Origin of the sequence: Cohnella abietis, assembly GCF_004295585.1 — a bacterium.
In the GTDB taxonomy this organism is placed as follows: Bacteria; Bacillota; Bacilli; order Paenibacillales; family Paenibacillaceae; genus Cohnella; species Cohnella abietis.
Window position 1 is genome coordinate 5,231,748 of the sequence record NZ_AP019400.1, and the last position, 17,682, is coordinate 5,249,429.

Below are 17,682 nucleotides of genomic sequence, written 5' to 3' on the forward strand. Positions count from 1 at the left end.
ATTACACCGACAAGAGGAAGATGAAACAGCCCGTTTCGGTTAATTATCCAGACTCTTCCTCTACCTCCTGGACCAAAAGCTTTAATTTATCGATGCCCCGTTTCTGTATCCGAGATATACTCATTTGGGAAACCCCTAGCTCATCGGCTATGGCCCTTTGGGATAATCCACTTTCGAATACGAGCAGAAGTACTTGCCGCTCCTCAGGCTTCAGATGGTCCATAGCAGCCTGTAGATCAAGCTTTCTCTCCAATGTCTGGAAATCGTCTGCGGGACTACCGATTAATTCCCCGAGCGTAGCAGTATTATCTTCATCAGAAATCGGCGTGTCCAATGAAACGTAATGATATAAGTCACGACCAGCTAATATTTCAAGTGTTTCCTCTGTATCTAGACCAAGATGCTCGGCTATCTCATCAATATTAGGAGATCGCTCTAGTTTGCTCATTAGCTCATCAATTGCTTGCTGCACAGCAAGTCCTTTTTCTTTAATTCTACGGGGAACTTGGATATACCAGGATTTGTCCCTTAAATAGTTTTTCATATGTCCGATAATGCTCTTCATTGCGTAGGGCTCGAAGGGCATTCCCAATGCTGGATCAAATTGCTTAAGTAACCGAAACATAGCCATTTGCCCTACTTGAAAAAGATCATCGTATAAATCCGGACGATTACGCGACATTTTGTTTGCTGCCATCTTGACCATTGGTTCATAGTTACGGATCAGTATTTCAGCTAGATCTTTACATAGCGTTTGCTGATATTCAAGCAACATCGCAATCGCGTCGTCGGGCAAACGCGCGGAAGGGGATAGACTCATGCGGTCTCTTCGGATTTCATCCGTTTCTTCGTTAATAAGACCGTTGTTCCGCCCTCGTGCCTAACCTCAACACGGTCCATGAGAGCTTGCATTAAATATAGACCCAATCCGCCCGACTGGATTTCATCAATGGTTTTACCATGAAGCGATGGCGTTTCTTTATTTTCTGCAACTGTGAAGCTTCGGCCAGAATCTCGGACCGTAATCGAAAGCTCATTAGCATGCATTTCGAATTCCACCTCGATTTTGCCATCTTCTCCATCATAAGCATGCAGCACAGCATTATTGCAAGCTTCAGATACCGCTACCTTCATGTCCTCGATATCTTCGAAGGTAAATTTCATTTTACTTGCTATTCCGTATAGAGTAAGCCGAACCAAATCTACGAATTCCGGTTGCGCAGGGACTGTTAATTTTACATTACTTTCTCTTTTCATAGGGGTCTCTCCTCATTCCTCTCTTATAAAATGGTTATTCTGCCTTGGCTAGAAAGGGAGTAATCCCCGTCATATCGAACAGCTTGCGTATAGATGTTGGAACATGCTCTACATCGAAAGGAGCGCTACGTGCATGACGAGCCTTTACAATTGAAATCAAAATCCCGATTCCTGTACTATCAATATATTTGAGATCCTGAAGATTTAAGGTTAGCCTTCGGTCGACTAATTCGATAAGAGGCTCCATTACTGCACGCATTTGCGTTGCAACCTCCAGATCGAATTCACCGCCTACGAATACGATAGTCTGGTCTTCCCTATTTTCTGTGCGGAGCGTGAATTTATTATTAGTTACCATAAAAAATCTCCCCTCTTCCTTTGCATCCATTGAATTGGTTTATTAATAACTGTCCAATTGATGCTCTAATTTGGTTATAACCCTTTTTCCTAATCTTTGAAACATCAATAACGTTTTAGTAAGAAAACCATCTGATCTTTTTTCATGAAGTATATTTTTCCTTGGTTTAAGTCATCGTAACAAAAAGCTCTCAGTTAACATTGCTGGTGCTTCTTCATTTGAACTGGCAATTCATATTGTGAACCAGCAAGGTATTGGAGGTAAATGATGAGCTTACATTATGGATCTTTGTTCTGGCCTAGCACTTATTCGGCACCCCCTAGATATCCATCGCTGAAAATTCCGGGAAAAACACGTGTCGTCATTATTGGGGGCGGGATGTCCGGCGTTATCTGCGGATATGTGCTTGCCAAGAGCGGTATTGATGCCATTCTAATCGAGCAAGGCTTCATCGCTTCTGGGAGTACGTCTGCGAATACCGGGTTACTGCAATACTCCAATGACAAGATGTTAAGCGACTTTACTGAACAGCTTGGGGAAAAGAATGCCGTTTTATTTTATCGTGCCTGCAAGCACGCAGCCGAGCAATTAGGCGATATAGCTGAAGGTTTGCGAAGACAAGTTGATTTCAAGCGCCGCAGTAGCTTTTACTATGCCTCAACTCCGGAGGATGTCCCTGCACTTAGACGGGAATATGACATGCTGCTCCAGCATGGATTTCCTGCGGATTGGTGGGAAGAAAATCAAATCGGGCTAATGTTCCCGTTCCAACGAGCTGCAGCAATTGTCACACGCGGGGATGCTGAAGTTAATCCTTATAAATTCGTTAATGCTGTTGCAGAAGAAGCCCATCTAAGCGGACTCGACATCTATGAAAATACAGCTATGCTATCCGTGGAGCCCTCCTCCCAAGGTTATGTCGTAAAAACAAATCTAGGTGATATTGAAACGGAGCATGTCATCTATGCCGTTGGTTATGTTCCGGAGTCAGCGGGGGGACGATGGGTAGAAGCCAAGCTCAACCGCTCCTATGCTATAGCCACTGAACCGATCGCTTCCCTATCCGATTGGCATGAAAGGTTCATGTTATGGGAGACAGCCCGACCCTACTTATACTTAAGAACAACCGTTGATAATCGAATTATCGTGGGAGGGCTGGATGAGAACATCCGACAGCCAGTTCAAACCAAGCAGGAGCTAAAGTCACATTCCTTGAGACTTCTTTCAGAGCTTCATAAGCTATTTCCAAGCTTGGACCCACAAATCCGTTATGAATGGTGTGCGACTTTTGGTGAATCAGCAGACGGTTTGCCTTGGATTGGCGAAGATCCGGACCGTCCTGGGCAGCATTACTGTCTAGGTTATGGAGGTAACGGATCAATATATAGCTTGCTTGGTGCAGAGATTATCCGAGACCACCTACTCGGCGTGCATAATCCCATCGCAGCGATCGTTCGACCCAATCGTCACACAGCTTCTGCTTCTGTTGGAGGCTAATAGACAGGGAAGATAAACCGCAGGTTGAGGGCTACAAGCCGCTACCAGCGGACTAATTGTTCGAAAACCGAGTATCGGTGCGCTGTAAGCCGCTATCAGCGGACTAATTGGAGGGAATCCTCGCAGCGGAGCTCTGCAAGCCGCTACCAGCGGACTAAATGGCGGGAATCCTCGCAGCGGAGCACTCCAAGCCGCTACCAGCGGACTAAATGGCGGGAATCCGCGCAGCGGAGCTCTGCAAGCCGCTACCAGCGGACTAAATGGCGGGAATCCGCGCAGCGGAGCACTCCAAGCCGCTGTCAGCGGACTAATTGTTCGAAAACCGAGTATCGGTGCGCTGTAAGCCGCTATCAGCGGACTAATTGGAGGGAATCCGCGCAGCGGAGCTCTGCAAGCCGCTACCAGCGGACTAAATGGCGGGAATCCGCGCAGCGGAGCTCTGCAAGCCGCTACCAGCGGACTAAATGGCGGGAATCCGCGCAGCGGAGCTCTGCAAGCCGCTACCAGCGGACTAAATGGCGGGAATCCGCGCAGCGGAGCACTCCAAGCCGCTGTCAGCGGACTAGAGTGCTGTATCCACGCAAAAAAGCCTACAAAACCACCGTTACTCGGGGATTTGCAGGCTTTACGTTGTAGCTGCCCTACTCAAGTACAATTACTGGAAGACGTCGGATGCTCCTGCTTGCCTTAGACAGTCCTGCGCATCGAGCTCCGGATCTGTTTTCGCAACTAATAAATATTGACCTGATTCGACTGCTTGGCCACATTGCTTAGCTGCATTCTCAGGAATCCCAATTGCGTGCAACACCCCACTGCTGCTCGCCTCCTCATCGGAGTTAGAGCCATAGAACACCACGCCTGCCGTCCCAGAGTTGGAGTTCATGGACATACTCCCTACGGGGAACCCCCCTGTAGCCATTGGAGCAGTGCCGAAGGGCAGAACATCTCCGTTTTCATCATGTGATCTAATCGCTTGAATCTCATATAGCTCTTCAATCGCAACTTCCCCATCAGCTGCCAATAGCGGAGCACCTTCCCTATTGTTCACGACAACACGTATTTCTTCTTGCTCTACTCCCGCTTCACGAAGCAGCCGAACGGCCTGCAGTACCTCATCCTCTTTGTCAAAAATACCTATAGTCACTGTCATTTTAGTCACACTCCCTCCGAGCTTAGCCTAATCGAAAACTCCTACATATTAGGTATACCCTGAAGTGGAAAATTTGACTCTAGCTAACGAATTTTGCGAAAGATTCTATACTTATCATTACAAGCTTCGTAACGACCGGCCATAGGTGTGAAGGAGATTGATTCCTTGCCCCCCAACGTTAGAAACCCCTCTTGTGCTAAGCTTTCGTAGAAGAGCTTATGAGCTTGGTCCCTAAGCTGAGAGTTGAAATAAATCATAACATTACGGCACATAATGACATGAAATTCGTTAAAGGAGCTATCCGTAACCAGGTTATGGCGTGCAAACACGATAGGTTGGCGTAAAAATGGCTTAACCATCACTGTTCCATGATCCGAGATGTAGTAATCGGAGAAGGACTGCTGGCCACCCGCTAACTGATAGTTTTTCGTATACTTTTTCATCCGGTCAATCGGTATGATTCCGTCTTTGGCTCTTTGCAAAGCACTCTCGCTAATGTCTGTAGCGTATATCCGCGACTTGTGCAGCAATCCCTCTTCATTTAACAGGATGGCCATCGAATAGACTTCCTCACCTGTGGAGCAGCCAGCGTGCCATATTCGAATAAAAGGGAGCTCACGCAGCAAGGGAATGATATCCCTCCTAAAGGCCAAAAACATGTCTGGATCGCGAAACATTTCCGTGACAGGGATAACGAGATCACCTAAGAGACGGTGGAACACCTCAGAATGATGCATGACTTTTGCCTGCAAGGATGAAACATTCTCTAGCCCTTCCAGTCGCAGACGATGCCAAATTCTTCGGCGGATAGATGCATAGGAATAATTGCGAAAATCATAGCCATATCTCCGGTAAATTCCTTCTAACAACAGGTTGATTTCGATTTTCTCGAGCTCGCCATCGAGCGGTAGCTGTGTATTCATCGATGCAGCCATACTCTCATTAAAGATAAGAGCTGGTCCGTATTGACCGGCTTCGTAATATAATCAGAAGCGCCAGCCTCAATGCATTTATTTCTATCATCCTTCATCGCCTTAGCTGTCAATGCGATGATTGGAATGTTGTTCCATTCAGCGTTGCTACGAATATGCTTCATCGCTTCGTAACCGTCCATTTCAGGCATCATAATATCCATTAGCACTAAATCAACGTCAGATTGCTCTTCTAGTATGCTCAGAGCCTCCCGTCCATTTTCTGCAACGATGACTTTCATCTTCTTATGCTCCAACACGCTTGATAGAGCAAAGACATTGCGTGCATCATCATCTACGAGTAGTATTTTCTTATTTTCAAATGCGGCTTCTCCCTGATGCAGCTTGCTTAGAAGCTTTTGCTTTTCCTCGGGGAGCTCAGACTCCATTCTATGCAAGAAAAGCGCCGTTTCCTCCAAAAGACGCGCTGGTGAGTTTACGTCCTTAATGATGATTTTGTTTACATATGGCCTTATTTTTCTTAGCACATCCTCATGAATATCATTTAATCCGTGCACTATAACTGGAATGCGTCTCAAATCTGTTGATTCTTGAATGTGATCAAGTAAGGTAGTTCCCGAATCACCTGCCAAATTAGAACCGAGAACGATGCAATCGAAAGAATTTTCCCTTAATTCATCCCTTGCTCTAACTACATCTGGAACTGCGGTTACGATAACGTCTTTATGATCAATTAGCTGTGTGAGACTTAGCCGCATTTCGTCCTCTTGCTCAATAAGCAGCAGCTTCTTTGGTTTTTTATGATCCAAAACCCGATTAATATTTCTAAAAACCTGTTCAAGCTGCTCTCCAGTAGCCGGCTTCTGTAAATGGCCTATCGCACCCATTCGAAGGCCCTCATTCGATTGTTTGACAACAGATATGACATGAACCGGGATATGACGAGTTTCTGGATCACTCTTAAGCTCATTAAGCACAGACCATCCGTCCGTCACTGGTAATTGAATGTCTAGAATAATAGCTTCAGGTTTCAAGGATTTGGCTAGCTCAAGGCCTTCATCACCCTGCAGCGCAATAACTGCCTTAAACCCGCGGGAATGTGCCATCTCCAGCAGAACTTTGGCAAAGTTCACATCATCTTCAATGATCAGTAGCACCTTATCTTCTTTGACCAAAGAGGCACGGTCATCTTCAGGTACCAATTCCCTTGCCATCTGATTTATAGGGGAACTAGGAGCCGAATCGTATGGGTATAATGGTTCCGAATCCAATGGGAATGTGCCATAGTCTATCACTTGCTCAGGCACAACAAGGGTAAATGTGCTACCTTTACCCAAACTCGTCTCTAAATAAATCCACCCTCCCAGCAGATGAGCAAGCTCCCTGCTTATCGTAAGCCCAAGACCAGTACCGCCATATTTACGACTCGTCGTCCCATCTGCTTGACGGAATGCCTCAAAAACAAGCTGGCTATTCTCTGGCGCTATCCCAATTCCAGTATCTGTTACTGATAACGCTACATAGCCTTTATCAGATTTCTTTCGGTCTGATTCCATTTCCTCCTCGCTTGGCCTGCGTATCGTAAACGTAACTGAGCCGGATTCCGTGAATTTAATCGCATTGGATAGCAGATTTCGCATAATTTGCTTCAGCCGATGTCCATCCGTCCATATCACTTCTGGAATGTCCTCTTTTTGCTCGACAAATAAAGATAAGTTTTTGGATACTGCCATCGGTGTATAGGTATGATCTAGGAACGCGGAAATATCGTCCAATACCACCCACTCCGGGTGAATGTCCATTTTACCGGCATCCACCTTGGACAAATCTAGTATTTCATCTATCATCTTCATCAAATCGTTTCCAGAATAATGAATGGTTTGCATATATTCCTTCTGCTTATCGGTTAGATTGCCTTCCTTGTTCTCCGCAAGAAACTCAGACAGAATGAGTAAGCTGTTCAGAGGCGTTCTTAGCTCATGGGACATATTGGCAAGAAACTCAGTTTTATATTTACTTGTCATCGCCAATTGAAGCGCCTGACGTTCCAGCTCAGAATTTGCTTGGGCTACCCGTTCAATATGCTGCTCTAAAGAAATTGTTTTGACAGTTAGCTCATGATTCGTAAGCTCTAGCTCTTCCTGCTGATGCTGCAGCTGTTGTTCCGATTTTTTCAAATCATTTTGTTGGCTCTCAAGCTTATCATTCGTTTCCCTTAGCTCTTCCTGCTGACAAACGAGCTCTTCGGACTGGGCCTGCAGCTCTTCAGTCATCGCTTGGGATTCCCTTAGTAATTCCTCCACTCGTTGGCGTGAGCGAATATTGTTTAGAATCGTGCCTAGCTTGTCGCATAGAATAACGAGCATTTCTTTGTTCTCCGAATTAAACCCCTTTATAGAAGCCAGTTCAATGACTCCGATAACCTGACTTTCATAAATAATCGGATGAATAAGCAGCCCTTTCGGCTCTGCTGCACCTAGACTCGAACCAATTTTCACATAACCTGCTGGAACGTCCTCCATACTAATGGGCTGGGCATCCTTAAAGCATTGCCCAACAAGGCCTTGTCCCGGATGAATAACTTCTGGGATGCCAGAAACACCTTCTCCGGTACTTTGCCCTAATGAAGCATAAGCACCTGACAGCTCTAATTGCTCCTCATTAGCTGTCGGATTTACTAAATAGAGATGAGCATAGGATGCGCCCAGCACAGGAGCAAACTCCGAGATAAAAGCTTCAGCGACCAGCTTTGTGTCCGAGCCCTGCTGAAGCAATTCTGTTACATGGGCAGCCTGGGCATTAATTCGCCCTTGACGTTGTTGGATGTCCGATAACAATGCTTCTCTCTCATTTTTCGCTTGAAGATCAAGAGCAATTTTCTTAAACAAGTGTGCTAACTGTCCAAGCTCATCCTGAGACTTAATTTCAAATCGAGCAAATCCACGCAAACGTCCTTTGCCAAATCGATCCGCCATTTTTCCTAACAGGTTGAGACCCTGCGTAATGCTTGGAAATATCCATAACACGATTGCTATGCCGAGCAGCAAACCAATGATCGTTAGAGCTGCCATCATCTGCACCGATCGATCGTACAGCCTTCGAGAATCTCCCATTTCCTCCTTCAAGGCATTCTCTTGGGTTTTCACTAGCCCATCCATGGAATCAATAACCTGTCTTTGTTGGCCACGAAGATGGTCTGCATATAGCTTCTTAGCAGCATCCACTTCATCTTTATTAATCAGCTCAATAAAGCTTGTTAATGATTTCGTGTATACTTCGGTTTTTTTCGTAATTCCATCCATCTCGTCTTGTTCATCACTAGTCTGTTCAAGTCTTGCTAACGTCTTAAATTGTTGATCTGCGTTTAAGAGTTTCGTTGTAATATCTTTTGCTCCCTCGGTCGGATCTTGATCTCCAATCATCATATCGTTCATAATACGACCCGCGGAGTTTATTTCACCCCGTACTGCAAGTGCTACCTTGACCTTCTCAAACCTATTATCGTAAAAATGGTTCATAGAGCTGTTCATCTGGCTCATACGCAAATATCCGAATGAAGTAATACCTATAAGAAGTAGAAGAAGCAACGTGAAGCCTACCCTTAGCTTTGATTTAATCTTCACGCTTCCCACCTCCAGGCATGACTTCAGCTTTAACTAAGCAGCGATCATCAGAACGACCATCGATCGGCTTGCAAGTAATCAGCTGCTCTACACTTGTTTCATCATCCTTCGCTTGGTGAAGGAATGCAATCAGTTGCTCCATCTGGGCCTCGTCATCTCCCTGAAAAGGACCTAGAATACCATCCGTAAACAAGTAAAGCTTGTCTCCCGGAAGGAGGTTCAGAGTGCGAGTAACGATTTCCAGCGTGTCGAACATCCCAAGTGGAGCGGAGCTAACCGTAAGCTTCTCAGGCTCCGGATCTTCAACACGGTAAAGCAATCCAGAGGGATGGCCTGCATTGGCATATTCCAGCTTTCCCAGCTCCAAATCCACAGTTACATAAATGCCGGTGCAGTAATAATGAGTAAGCTCATTTTCCCACTGAAGCCCCATCAGTCTGCGGTTAAGCTCTGTAAATACCCTTTGAGGTGACCATAGCGTGCGCATGGATTCCTTGAGTATGGAAGCAATAAACATACTAACTAAAGAAGAGGATATTCCATGACCCATAGCATCTATTACGGCGATAGACCAGCGGTTGTTATCTAGTCTGTGCCAAGCATACAAATCACCCGCCAGCTCCTCAGATGCTTGAAAAAAAGCATTAATGCGGAAATCCGAGTCCTCCACCCTATCTGGAAGCACGGACTCCTGTACCTGGCGGGCGAGCAGAAGCTCTTGCCGCATTCGAAAATCCCTCTCCTTATGCCAATCCAGCTCGCGCTTTAGCTTAAGAGCGGAACGAATTCTAGCAAGCAGCTCTGTTTTGTTAATAGGCTTCGTTACGAAATCTATCGCACCCGCATCCAATGCTTCTGCAAGCTTACGAGAATCCCCAATGGCGGTAACCATAATGACAGGTATATCTTTATAGTTATGATAAGTCTGAAGCTTTCGGCAAGCCTCTATACCATCCATTGTTGGCATCATTAAATCCAACAGGATCAAATCTATCTTTGTAGCTACAATTCCATTTCCCTCTTGATGAGTTTTCAGAAGCTCAAACATTTCTTCAGCAGAATAGGCTATGAGAAAATCATCGTAGCCTTCTCTTTTTAGCATTTCTTGAATAACCATGACGTTCATAGCATTATCATCCACGATTAATACAGCCATTTGTCCTAGTCTCCTCGATTGAATCGTGTTCTCTATCTAAATAATAAACGCGAATAAGGAATGAGCGACAGAATTCTGCCTCATTCCTTATTACCCTATGATCTCTCTATTTGTTCTATTAACCTTCTTCTTTCCTATTGAAACATATCAAGCTACTAATTTTTTTGTTGCTTCCAGCCTTTTTCTACGCTCCTAAACACCTGTGATCCTATAACCGCCCATTGCAGCCACGAAGGAGGGTCTTTACTGTCCTCTTTAGAAGCCGCTTGTTTCCTCATTGAAAGAGTAAAGCTTTCGGTAGCTTCCCTTGCGGTACCTGTTACTTCTCTTATCAATAGGCCGACATCCTCAACAGCATCGAACAAGGGGTCTGTCGATTGCAGCTTTCCTTTAATATCGTCAGCAACGACATTAATACTTTCTGCCAGCTTGTTCACTTCACCCTGCAAGCCTTCGACAGTTCCCTTTACTTCCTGCATGGTAGATTGCGCTGTCACTAAAGAGCGTTGCGCTGTTCTCAATAGGGAAATAAGAAATACGCAAAGAATGACAAAAGCGATCACAGCAATGACTACGCTCCATGTCATAATATCATTGTTTTCCATGAGCAACCCTCCCTATTTTCACCAAATCATTATCTCTTCTTACCCAATCATCGGTTTTGTGAAACAAACTATCCATTAGGTTCACCGATTAGCTTCTGGGGTAAGCAACTGACAAAGCGGGATACGGCCTAGCTGTTAAGGAGGGTCGAGTCGCAAAAAAGGAGGAAAATCCTATGTTATATTGGACTTTTGTTTTTCTAGTTGTCGCTATCGTCGCGGCTATTTTCGGATTCGGTGGTCTGGTAAGCGCCGCTGCGGGCATTGCTAAAATCTTATTTTTCATCTTCTTGATTTTGTTTATTGTTTCTTTCTTCACAGGACGCAGAAGCAAAGCTTAAGGTGGACTATCTATCATCATATATTCAAGTTTAATCGAGCCGCCTATGGACAGGTCATCTGGATAATTATTGCAGTAAAACCCTTTTTGAGGTAAAGTAGGCTTTAACATAAAGCTTCAACCTTCTCTCCAACGTAGCCATCTGGGTAAGGTAAGCCTCACATGATGATTGAATCCAAATTTTGCAGCTAACATTCCTCTAAAAGATGCTCCACTAGATACAGACGCTTCCCTAACGCATTTGCGATATGGGAGGCGTTGTTTTTTTTTCGGAGGTGATTGAAACATCTTTGTTTGTGTTAAAGAGTAGTCACCAAGCCCTTCTGGGAAACTTATCAATTATTTGGAGGTTGATCCAATCATGAAAGCATTATTTCTCGCCGGTGGTTTAGGAACCAGATTGCGCCCCTTAACGGAACATCTTCCGAAGCCAATGGCCCTAGTGGGGAATCGTCCATGGTTAGAGCATTTGCTCTTGCATTACAAGGAGCAAGGTATCAACGAATTCGTTATTGCTGTTAAGCATTACAGCGAGCTAATCGAAAGCCATCTAGGGGATGGCTCCAAGTATGGGGTGCGTATTGACTACTCCATTGAAAAAGAACTCTTAGGCACTGCAGGTGCCATTAAAAATGCTGAACACCTGCTTAGCGATAGATTCATTGTTGTAAATGCAGACATTATTCATCAGGTTAATCTTGCTTCTGCCTTGAAATTTCACATAAATCACGGTGGTGTGGCTACGATCTGCCTAACAGAGGTCGAAGACCCTTCTCAATATGGAGTCGTCGAGCAAATAAGCAATCATCAGATTACCCGATTTATCGAAAAACCAAAAAAAGAAGAAGCACCGTCAAATCGGATCAATGCTGGCATATACATTATGGAAAGGAGAGCACTCGGCTTTGTCCCTTCAGGCAGGTCAGTGTCCATCGAGAAAGAAACATTTCCCCTTCTAATCGAGAACGGGAGCGGTGTGTACGGTCACCCCATCGGCGGATATTGGATGGATATGGGTACTAAAGACCGTTATCGTCAGGTTCATTGGGATGTGCTCGATCGCCGTTTTCCAGTAAAAATCGATGGCAAAGAAGTGGAGGGTAAAGGAATTTGGCTTGGTGACAACGTCCGTGTCGGTCAGGGGGTGCTCTTCATCCCTCCTGTTATGATCGGGGATAACGTGACCATCGGGGATCGCGCTATTATTGGTCCTTATGTAGTTGTTGGAAAAAGTAGCCGCATTGGTGATCAGGCTCGTATGGCGAACTCTATTTTGTGGGATCGATGTAAGATTTCCGCCGGCGCTCAACTGAATGAATGCATTTTTGGATCGGACATGGAGGTCGGTCCTCATATTCTCCACGAAGCTGTTTGCAATCGGACCTTGGAGGTGCAGCGTTAATGAACAATCGTCTTCCTCAGATCGCGTATGCAAGTACTTATATCCCGAAAAAATGTGGTCTTGCTACGTATACTCATCATTTGCGAGAAGCCATCACCCATGCGAAAGGAAATCGGGCGATTGACCCGGTTATTACGCTATGTAATCCAGATGAATATTCGGACTATCAAGAGCCTTGGATGCTTCCCGTAATCAAACAAAACGTGGAAGATTATAAAATGATCGCGGAAGCAATCAATCAGAGCTCGGTGGAAGTCGTGTCCCTACAGCATGAATTTGGCATATTTGGTGGTGAAGCAGGCTCTCATATTATCGAATTTCTGCGCCGTGTTAAAAAACCGGTCGTTACAACCTTCCATACCGTGTTTGAACAACCAGTAGCACCCTACTCTGATGTACAGAAGCAAATTGCACATTGGAGTGACCACTTACTTGTTATGAATCGCAAAGGCATTGGTTATTTACATGATAATTTTGGTGTGCCGCTTGAAAAAATAACATTTATCCCTCATGGCACACCCGTCCCCAATCGAGCTAATCGGGCAAATGTACGCCAACAGGCAGGATGGGATAATCGTAAAGTACTGTTTACTTTCGGACTGCTTGGACGTAGCAAGGGCATTGAGCTTATTCTACGTTCGTTGGCAACAGCTGTTCAGGCTGTACCCGATTTGTTGTATGTCATTGCAGGCCAAACTCATCCGGAGGTTCGTAAGCACGAGGGTGAAGCTTACCGTGAGGAGCTAACTGCCTTGATCACTGAGCTTGGTCTTGAGCATCATGTGCAATGGATTAACCGATACGTACCTGAGGATGAGCTAGTGTCCTTAATTGCAGCCTGCGATTTATATGTCACCCCTTACCCAGGAATGGGTCAAATCACAAGTGGGACATTGGCTTATGCAGCAGGATTAGGCAGACCTATTTTATCTACACCTTATGTTTATGCTAAGGATCTTGTGCAGGGATACGATGAAATGCTGCTTCCCTATGGCGATGCTGAGGCATGGAGCTCTAAGATCATTGAATTGTTTACTTATCCTGGGATGCTGAACTCATGGGAACGAGTCATGTCTGAAATCGGGCGAAGTATGCATTGGCCACAGGTGGGGGCGCAACACCTACGGCTGTTCCAACAAGTCATTACGGAGCAAAGGGACAAAATTGCCGATGTCGGATAACAGTCAGAATCCAATTAACCGTTCGGCAGCGCCGCCGTCTTTCGCCCATTTGCGCCGCCTGACGGATGACACTGGATTACTGGAGCATGCTCTCGGGCGAATTCCTCGTCGCCGAGAAGGCTATACAACTGATGACAATGCGCGCGCTCTGTGGACGGTGACAGAGTGGCTATCCTTCGGAGAGGAAGTCGTTAATTCAGATACTAGAGATGAGCTTAACCGACTAGCCGATATTTACATGGCCTTCATGCTCTGGACGCAAAATGATGATGGCTGGTGGTTTAATAATTTCGCGTATGACCGAACACTGGAACCTGAGGAAATCTCGCATGACTGCCAAGGACGTTCGATCTGGTCCTGTGCGGATGCTTGGATTCGCCTGGAGGGTCCACAACGGGAGACTGCAAGATGTATAGTAGAGCGTTCATTGCCAACCCTGCATCGCATCGATTCCCTTCGCGGCCAGGCCTTCGCTATGGCCGCCTGCGCTCACCTACTGGAAGCCGAAAGACATGGAAAAATTAAACTTCCTGATGATGTAAGATCCGAACTGAAGCATCATTTAGTTCGTTTGGAAATATTGATAAACGGTGCATTTATTCATTTCTCAGATGAAAAATGGCGTTGGTTTGAGCCTGCGATGACTTATAGCAATGGTGTGCTTCCGTGGGCTATGCTGCGGACATATCGTTATACTGAGCGTCCAGAAACCTTAAAAGCTGGCTTGGAAAGCCTTTCGTTCCTACTAGAAATAATGACTGCTGATGAAGGTTGGTTACGCCCAATCGGCAACGAGGGCTGGTGTAACTCTGAGGCCGTTAGCCGCTGGGATCAGCAGCCACTAGAGATGTTCAAGCTTGCGCTAGCCTTAGAAGAAGCTGCCCTTGCCATCGAGCATTCGGAGCAGAGTCTAAGCGCCCATCTTGTCGGAAGCGCACTGGGGAAAGTGGGTATCGACTTCCGCGGGGAAGCTCGTCATCCCAATCAACACTCAGCCAAATTAGGCCATTCCAGCCATCGTTCCGGAAGCTCTGCGTACTTCCGTACGATTCGCAATTCGTGCCAGGCTTGGTATTACGGCGACAACGATCTTCAGGTGCCCGTTGCCGATCCTAAGGACGGCAGCTGCTGCGACGGGCTAAGCCAGCACGGTCCCAACATCAACTGCGGCGCAGAAGCAACAATATCCTACTTGATGACTGAAGCATTATGCAGTAAAAGATAAGACCAATCGCACCGCGCGCTGGAGACAGCGCGCGGTGTTTGCGTTGCATAGTGGCGGTCGACTTAACATTAGTAGCCTTCAGTGCCTTATTTCCTCTCTGTTGACCAAATTCGTCGATCTTAGTAGCCCTCAGTGCTTTATTCACTCGCTGTTGACCACATCCGCCGTCCTTAGTAGCCCTCAGTGCTTTATTCACTCGCTGTTGACCAAATCCGCCGATCTTAGTAGCCCTCAGTGCCTTATTCACTCGCTGTTGCCCAAATCCGCCGTCCTTAGTAGCCCTCAGTGCCTTATTTCCTCTCTGTTGACCAAATTCGCCGTCCTTAGTAGCCCTCAGTGCTTTATTTCCTCTCTGTTGACCAAATCCGCCGTCCTTAGTAGCCCTCAGTGCTTTATTCACTCTCTGTTGACCAAATCCGCCTTTCTTAGTAGCCTTCAGTGCCTTATTCACTCTCTGTTGCCCAAAACGCAAAGACATCCACACAACCAACGATTTAAAACCAACTATCTCGCTCTTCCAAGCCTCGTTGCTCGATTTTTTCGTACACCTACCTCTATTCGTGCCCACGCCAAGCCTCGTTGTTCGATTATTTCGTACATCTACCTCTAAACGTGCCTCAGCCAAGCTCGTTGCTCGATTTTTTCGTACATCTACCTCTATTCGTGCCTCTGCCAAGCCTCGTTGCTCGATTTTTTCGCACATCTACCTCTATTCGTGCCTCTGCCAAGCCTCGTTGCTCGATTTTTTCGTACATCTACCTCTAATCGTGCCTCAGCCAAGCCTCGTTGCTCGATTTTTTCGTACACCTACCTCAATCGTGCCTCAGCCAAGCCTCGTTGCTCGATTATTTCGTACATCTACCTCTAAACGTGCCTCAGCCAAGCCTCGTTGCTCGATTTTTTCGTACATCTACCTCTATTCGTGCCTCTGCCAAGCCTCGTTGCTCGATTTTTTCGCACATCAACCTCTATTCGTGCCTCTTCCAAGCCTCATTGTTCGATTATTTCGTACATCTACCTCTAAACGTGCCTCAGCCAAGCCTCGTTGCTCGATTTTTTCGTACATCTACCTCTAGTCGTGCCCCTGCCAAGCATCGTTGCTAGATTATTTCGTACAACTCCCTCTAATCGTGCCCCTGCCAAGCCTCGTTGCTCGATTATTTCGTACATCTACCTCTATTCGTGCCCACGCCAGGCCTCGTTGCTCGATTATTTCGTGCATCTACTCTCCCAACGGGCCGCTTCAGCCGTTATTACCACAAAGAACGAATGTTACTTGAAGAGGTGACAGTCGCTGTTGCTACATTTGTGTGGAATTGAAACTACGAGTAATAGCAAATATGTGTCACCGCGCGGAATTTTGATTGGCAATAAAAAAAACTCTCAAAGGCCTAAAAAAGCACCCGTGAGAGGTTTCTTAAAAATTTATTGCGCAACAAGTCACCAACCACTTAGTCCCGTCGCAGCTTATTCACCGCTTTACTGAAATCATCCGGCAAAGCTGCGTGCACCTGTTGCTTATCTCCAGTCCATGGATGACTCCAAATTAGTCGTTCACCATGCAGCGCTTGCCTTGCCATAATTCCCCTCTTTCCTCCATACATTCCGTCACCCGCGAGTGGATGATTAATCGAGGAAAGATGAACCCTAATTTGGTGAGTACGTCCAGTCTCAAGTCGCAAACGGACGAGAGTATGATCTGCCAATCGTTCAGCTACCTCAAAGTGGGTCACAGCTGGATCTCCCGTATCACTTACCCGGCGACGGGTGGAATGATGGCGATCCTGACCGATAGGCTTGTCAATTTTCCCCTTGTTGCCCTCGATGTATCCTTCTGCAAGTGCAATATAGATCCGTTCGATCTCTTTATCGCGCATCGCCTTGTCATACTGATAGTGGGCAAACTCATTTTTAGCATATAAAACAGGTCCCGTCGTATCCTTATCAATTCTATGAATATGACGAATTCGGATATCCTGACCTGACATTTCATAGTAAGCGGCAACTGCATGAGCAAGTGTCTTGCGTTGACCTTTTTCACTAGGATGCACTTCTATACCTGCAGGCTTGTTTACAACTAACGTAAACTCATCCTCGTAAAGAATATTAAGCTCCATCCAATCGGATGGAAAATCTCGGCCTTCCTTCGGGAATAAATGAAGGCGTAGACTTGGGCCCTGTAATGCCACTCCACGATTGTGCATTAATTTGGAGAGTAGCTTAGGAGGTAACGGTAAATGCTTGCTTATGATGGACATAGGAGCACCCACCAAATGATCAGGAAGACGAATTTCCATCCATTCGCCCTTTATCCTACCCATAGATATGATAGAATGGGAACCCTTGGCTTCTGACGGTCGCACCGCGCGATTCGCTGATCCGCCATTTCCATTCCGTTTTGGAGCGGGTCCGCGCTCATTAGGTTGCTTTGAGGCTTCCGCTCCCAGTCCACGTTCCCCTCTTCCGGCAACTGCACCACGCTCATTAGGCTTCTTTGAGGCTTCCGCTCCAAATCCACGTTCCCCTCTTCCAGCAGACGCACCACGCTCATTAGGCTTCTTTGAGGCTTCCGCTCCAAATCCACGTTCCCCTCTTCCGGCCGATGCACCGCGCTCATTAGGCCGCTTTGAGGCTTCCGCTCCAAACCCACGTTCCCCTCTTCCGGCCGATGCACCGCGCTCATTAGGCCTACTCTTTGGTCCTTCTGCTCTAAACCCACGTTCTCCACGTCCGGCCGCAGCACCGCGCTCGTTATATTTCTTAGGTGGTCCTCCACGAGAACCTCGTCCATTTCTTTCACTACCGCCTGCTTGCTTTTGTCCACCTTGCTGTCTGCTTCTTCCTGCACCGCTCATTGCTTAATTCCCCCGATTCCATTCCGCGCAAGCTCTCTCCTAATTAATAGAACTATGCGAGGCTTTGCCGAACAATATACGGGAACAACCGTGCAAAGTCAACC

General features: G+C 46.3%; 15 protein-coding genes. 5 read left to right on the top strand and 10 right to left on the bottom strand.

Going from position 1 to position 17,682, the window contains the following annotated elements; genetic code table 11:
* Positions 1-43 precede the first annotated feature (43 nt).
* The 3 genes from KCTCHS21_RS23235 to KCTCHS21_RS23245 are packed head-to-tail and all read right to left on the bottom strand — an operon-like array spanning position 44 to position 1,615.
* Positions 44-820 (bottom strand): sigma-70 family RNA polymerase sigma factor, encoded by a 777-nt coding sequence (locus KCTCHS21_RS23235; protein ID WP_130613836.1) that lies wholly within the window; start codon positions 818-820, stop codon positions 44-46.
* Complete coding sequence (gene rsbW, locus KCTCHS21_RS23240) at positions 817-1,257, bottom strand: anti-sigma B factor RsbW (RefSeq protein ID WP_130613839.1); 441 nt, start codon at positions 1,255-1,257, stop codon at positions 817-819. Before rsbW ends, KCTCHS21_RS23235 begins: the two co-directional genes overlap by 4 nt.
* 34 nt (positions 1,258-1,291) lie before the next feature.
* Positions 1,292-1,615: an STAS domain-containing protein gene (locus tag KCTCHS21_RS23245; RefSeq protein ID WP_130613842.1), complete on the bottom strand. Its 324-nt coding sequence runs from the start codon at positions 1,613-1,615 to the stop codon at positions 1,292-1,294.
* 264 nt (positions 1,616-1,879) lie between these two features.
* Between KCTCHS21_RS23245 and KCTCHS21_RS23250 the strand changes: the two genes are divergently transcribed.
* Positions 1,880-3,112 carry an NAD(P)/FAD-dependent oxidoreductase gene (locus tag KCTCHS21_RS23250; protein WP_130613845.1) on the top strand — a complete coding sequence of 411 codons (1,233 nt, stop codon included), beginning with the start codon at positions 1,880-1,882 and terminating at the stop codon, positions 3,110-3,112.
* A 655-nt stretch (positions 3,113-3,767) separates the two neighbouring features.
* On the opposite strand, the gene KCTCHS21_RS23255 is transcribed toward KCTCHS21_RS23250, so the two are convergent.
* The 5 genes from KCTCHS21_RS23255 to KCTCHS21_RS23275 form a co-directional block, all read right to left on the bottom strand.
* Positions 3,768-4,262, bottom strand: a complete 495-nt coding sequence (locus KCTCHS21_RS23255; RefSeq protein WP_130613847.1) for a general stress protein — start codon at positions 4,260-4,262, stop codon at positions 3,768-3,770.
* 83 nt (positions 4,263-4,345) lie between these two features.
* Positions 4,346-5,185, bottom strand: a complete 840-nt coding sequence (locus KCTCHS21_RS23260) for a CheR family methyltransferase (protein ID WP_179952634.1) — start codon at positions 5,183-5,185, stop codon at positions 4,346-4,348.
* Positions 5,182-8,817: a response regulator gene (locus tag KCTCHS21_RS23265; RefSeq protein WP_130613851.1), complete on the bottom strand. Its 3,636-nt coding sequence runs from the start codon at positions 8,815-8,817 to the stop codon at positions 5,182-5,184. Before KCTCHS21_RS23265 ends, KCTCHS21_RS23260 begins: the two co-directional genes overlap by 4 nt.
* Complete coding sequence (locus KCTCHS21_RS23270) at positions 8,807-9,973, bottom strand: PP2C family protein-serine/threonine phosphatase (RefSeq protein ID WP_130613853.1); 1,167 nt, start codon at positions 9,971-9,973, stop codon at positions 8,807-8,809. The genes KCTCHS21_RS23265 and KCTCHS21_RS23270 overlap by 11 nt, the downstream gene beginning before the upstream one ends.
* 155 nt (positions 9,974-10,128) lie before the next feature.
* On the bottom strand, positions 10,129-10,578 hold the full coding sequence (locus KCTCHS21_RS23275) for a DUF948 domain-containing protein (RefSeq protein ID WP_130613855.1): 450 nt from the start codon (positions 10,576-10,578) through the stop codon (positions 10,129-10,131).
* Between the two features lie 173 nt (positions 10,579-10,751).
* On the opposite strand from KCTCHS21_RS23275, the gene KCTCHS21_RS23280 reads away from it, so the two are divergent.
* The 4 genes from KCTCHS21_RS23280 to KCTCHS21_RS23295 all read left to right on the top strand — a co-directional run bounded on the left by KCTCHS21_RS23280 (position 10,752) and on the right by KCTCHS21_RS23295 (position 14,723).
* Positions 10,752-10,916 (top strand): DUF1328 domain-containing protein, encoded by a 165-nt coding sequence (locus tag KCTCHS21_RS23280; RefSeq protein WP_130613858.1) that lies wholly within the window; start codon positions 10,752-10,754, stop codon positions 10,914-10,916.
* A 360-nt stretch (positions 10,917-11,276) separates the two neighbouring features.
* The gene (locus KCTCHS21_RS23285; RefSeq protein ID WP_130613860.1) at positions 11,277-12,317 is read left to right on the top strand and encodes a nucleotidyltransferase family protein; all 1,041 of its coding nucleotides are present in this window, start codon (positions 11,277-11,279) and stop codon (positions 12,315-12,317) included.
* Positions 12,317-13,498: a glycosyltransferase family 4 protein gene (locus tag KCTCHS21_RS23290; RefSeq protein WP_130613862.1), complete on the top strand. Its 1,182-nt coding sequence runs from the start codon at positions 12,317-12,319 to the stop codon at positions 13,496-13,498. The genes KCTCHS21_RS23285 and KCTCHS21_RS23290 overlap by 1 nt, the downstream gene beginning before the upstream one ends.
* Positions 13,488-14,723 carry a hypothetical protein gene (locus KCTCHS21_RS23295; protein WP_130613865.1) on the top strand — a complete coding sequence of 412 codons (1,236 nt, stop codon included), beginning with the start codon at positions 13,488-13,490 and terminating at the stop codon, positions 14,721-14,723. The genes KCTCHS21_RS23290 and KCTCHS21_RS23295 overlap by 11 nt, the downstream gene beginning before the upstream one ends.
* Here KCTCHS21_RS23295 and KCTCHS21_RS23300 read toward each other — a convergent pair.
* Positions 14,659-15,426 (bottom strand): hypothetical protein, encoded by a 768-nt coding sequence (locus KCTCHS21_RS23300; RefSeq protein ID WP_130613867.1) that lies wholly within the window; start codon positions 15,424-15,426, stop codon positions 14,659-14,661. The genes KCTCHS21_RS23295 and KCTCHS21_RS23300 overlap by 65 nt on opposite strands.
* 748 nt (positions 15,427-16,174) lie before the next feature.
* The gene (locus KCTCHS21_RS23305) at positions 16,175-17,578 is read right to left on the bottom strand and encodes an RluA family pseudouridine synthase (RefSeq protein ID WP_130613869.1); all 1,404 of its coding nucleotides are present in this window, start codon (positions 17,576-17,578) and stop codon (positions 16,175-16,177) included.
* Positions 17,579-17,682: the final 104 nt, after the last annotated feature.

Excerpts from the sequence above, each read along its gene's own strand:
- KCTCHS21_RS23285 (WP_130613860.1), top strand. The coding sequence starts at position 11,277 with ATGAAAGCATTATTTCTCGCCGGTGGTTTAGGAACCAGATTGCGCCCC.
- KCTCHS21_RS23280 (WP_130613858.1), top strand. The coding sequence starts at position 10,752 with ATGTTATATTGGACTTTTGTTTTTCTAGTTGTCGCTATCGTCGCGGCT.
- KCTCHS21_RS23255 (WP_130613847.1), bottom strand. The coding sequence starts at position 4,262 with ATGACAGTGACTATAGGTATTTTTGACAAAGAGGATGAGGTACTGCAG.
- KCTCHS21_RS23290 (WP_130613862.1), top strand. The coding sequence starts at position 12,317 with ATGAACAATCGTCTTCCTCAGATCGCGTATGCAAGTACTTATATCCCG.
- KCTCHS21_RS23235 (WP_130613836.1), bottom strand. The coding sequence starts at position 820 with ATGAGTCTATCCCCTTCCGCGCGTTTGCCCGACGACGCGATTGCGATG.
- KCTCHS21_RS23295 (WP_130613865.1), top strand. The coding sequence starts at position 13,488 with ATGTCGGATAACAGTCAGAATCCAATTAACCGTTCGGCAGCGCCGCCG.
- rsbW (WP_130613839.1), bottom strand. The coding sequence starts at position 1,257 with ATGAAAAGAGAAAGTAATGTAAAATTAACAGTCCCTGCGCAACCGGAA.
- KCTCHS21_RS23270 (WP_130613853.1), bottom strand. The coding sequence starts at position 9,973 with ATGGCTGTATTAATCGTGGATGATAATGCTATGAACGTCATGGTTATT.
- KCTCHS21_RS23305 (WP_130613869.1), bottom strand. The coding sequence starts at position 17,578 with ATGAGCGGTGCAGGAAGAAGCAGACAGCAAGGTGGACAAAAGCAAGCA.
- KCTCHS21_RS23300 (WP_130613867.1), bottom strand. The coding sequence starts at position 15,426 with ATGTGCGAAAAAATCGAGCAACGAGGCTTGGCAGAGGCACGAATAGAG.
- KCTCHS21_RS23245 (WP_130613842.1), bottom strand. The coding sequence starts at position 1,615 with ATGGTAACTAATAATAAATTCACGCTCCGCACAGAAAATAGGGAAGAC.
- KCTCHS21_RS23260 (WP_179952634.1), bottom strand. The coding sequence starts at position 5,185 with ATGAATACACAGCTACCGCTCGATGGCGAGCTCGAGAAAATCGAAATC.
- KCTCHS21_RS23275 (WP_130613855.1), bottom strand. The coding sequence starts at position 10,578 with ATGGAAAACAATGATATTATGACATGGAGCGTAGTCATTGCTGTGATC.
- KCTCHS21_RS23250 (WP_130613845.1), top strand. The coding sequence starts at position 1,880 with ATGATGAGCTTACATTATGGATCTTTGTTCTGGCCTAGCACTTATTCG.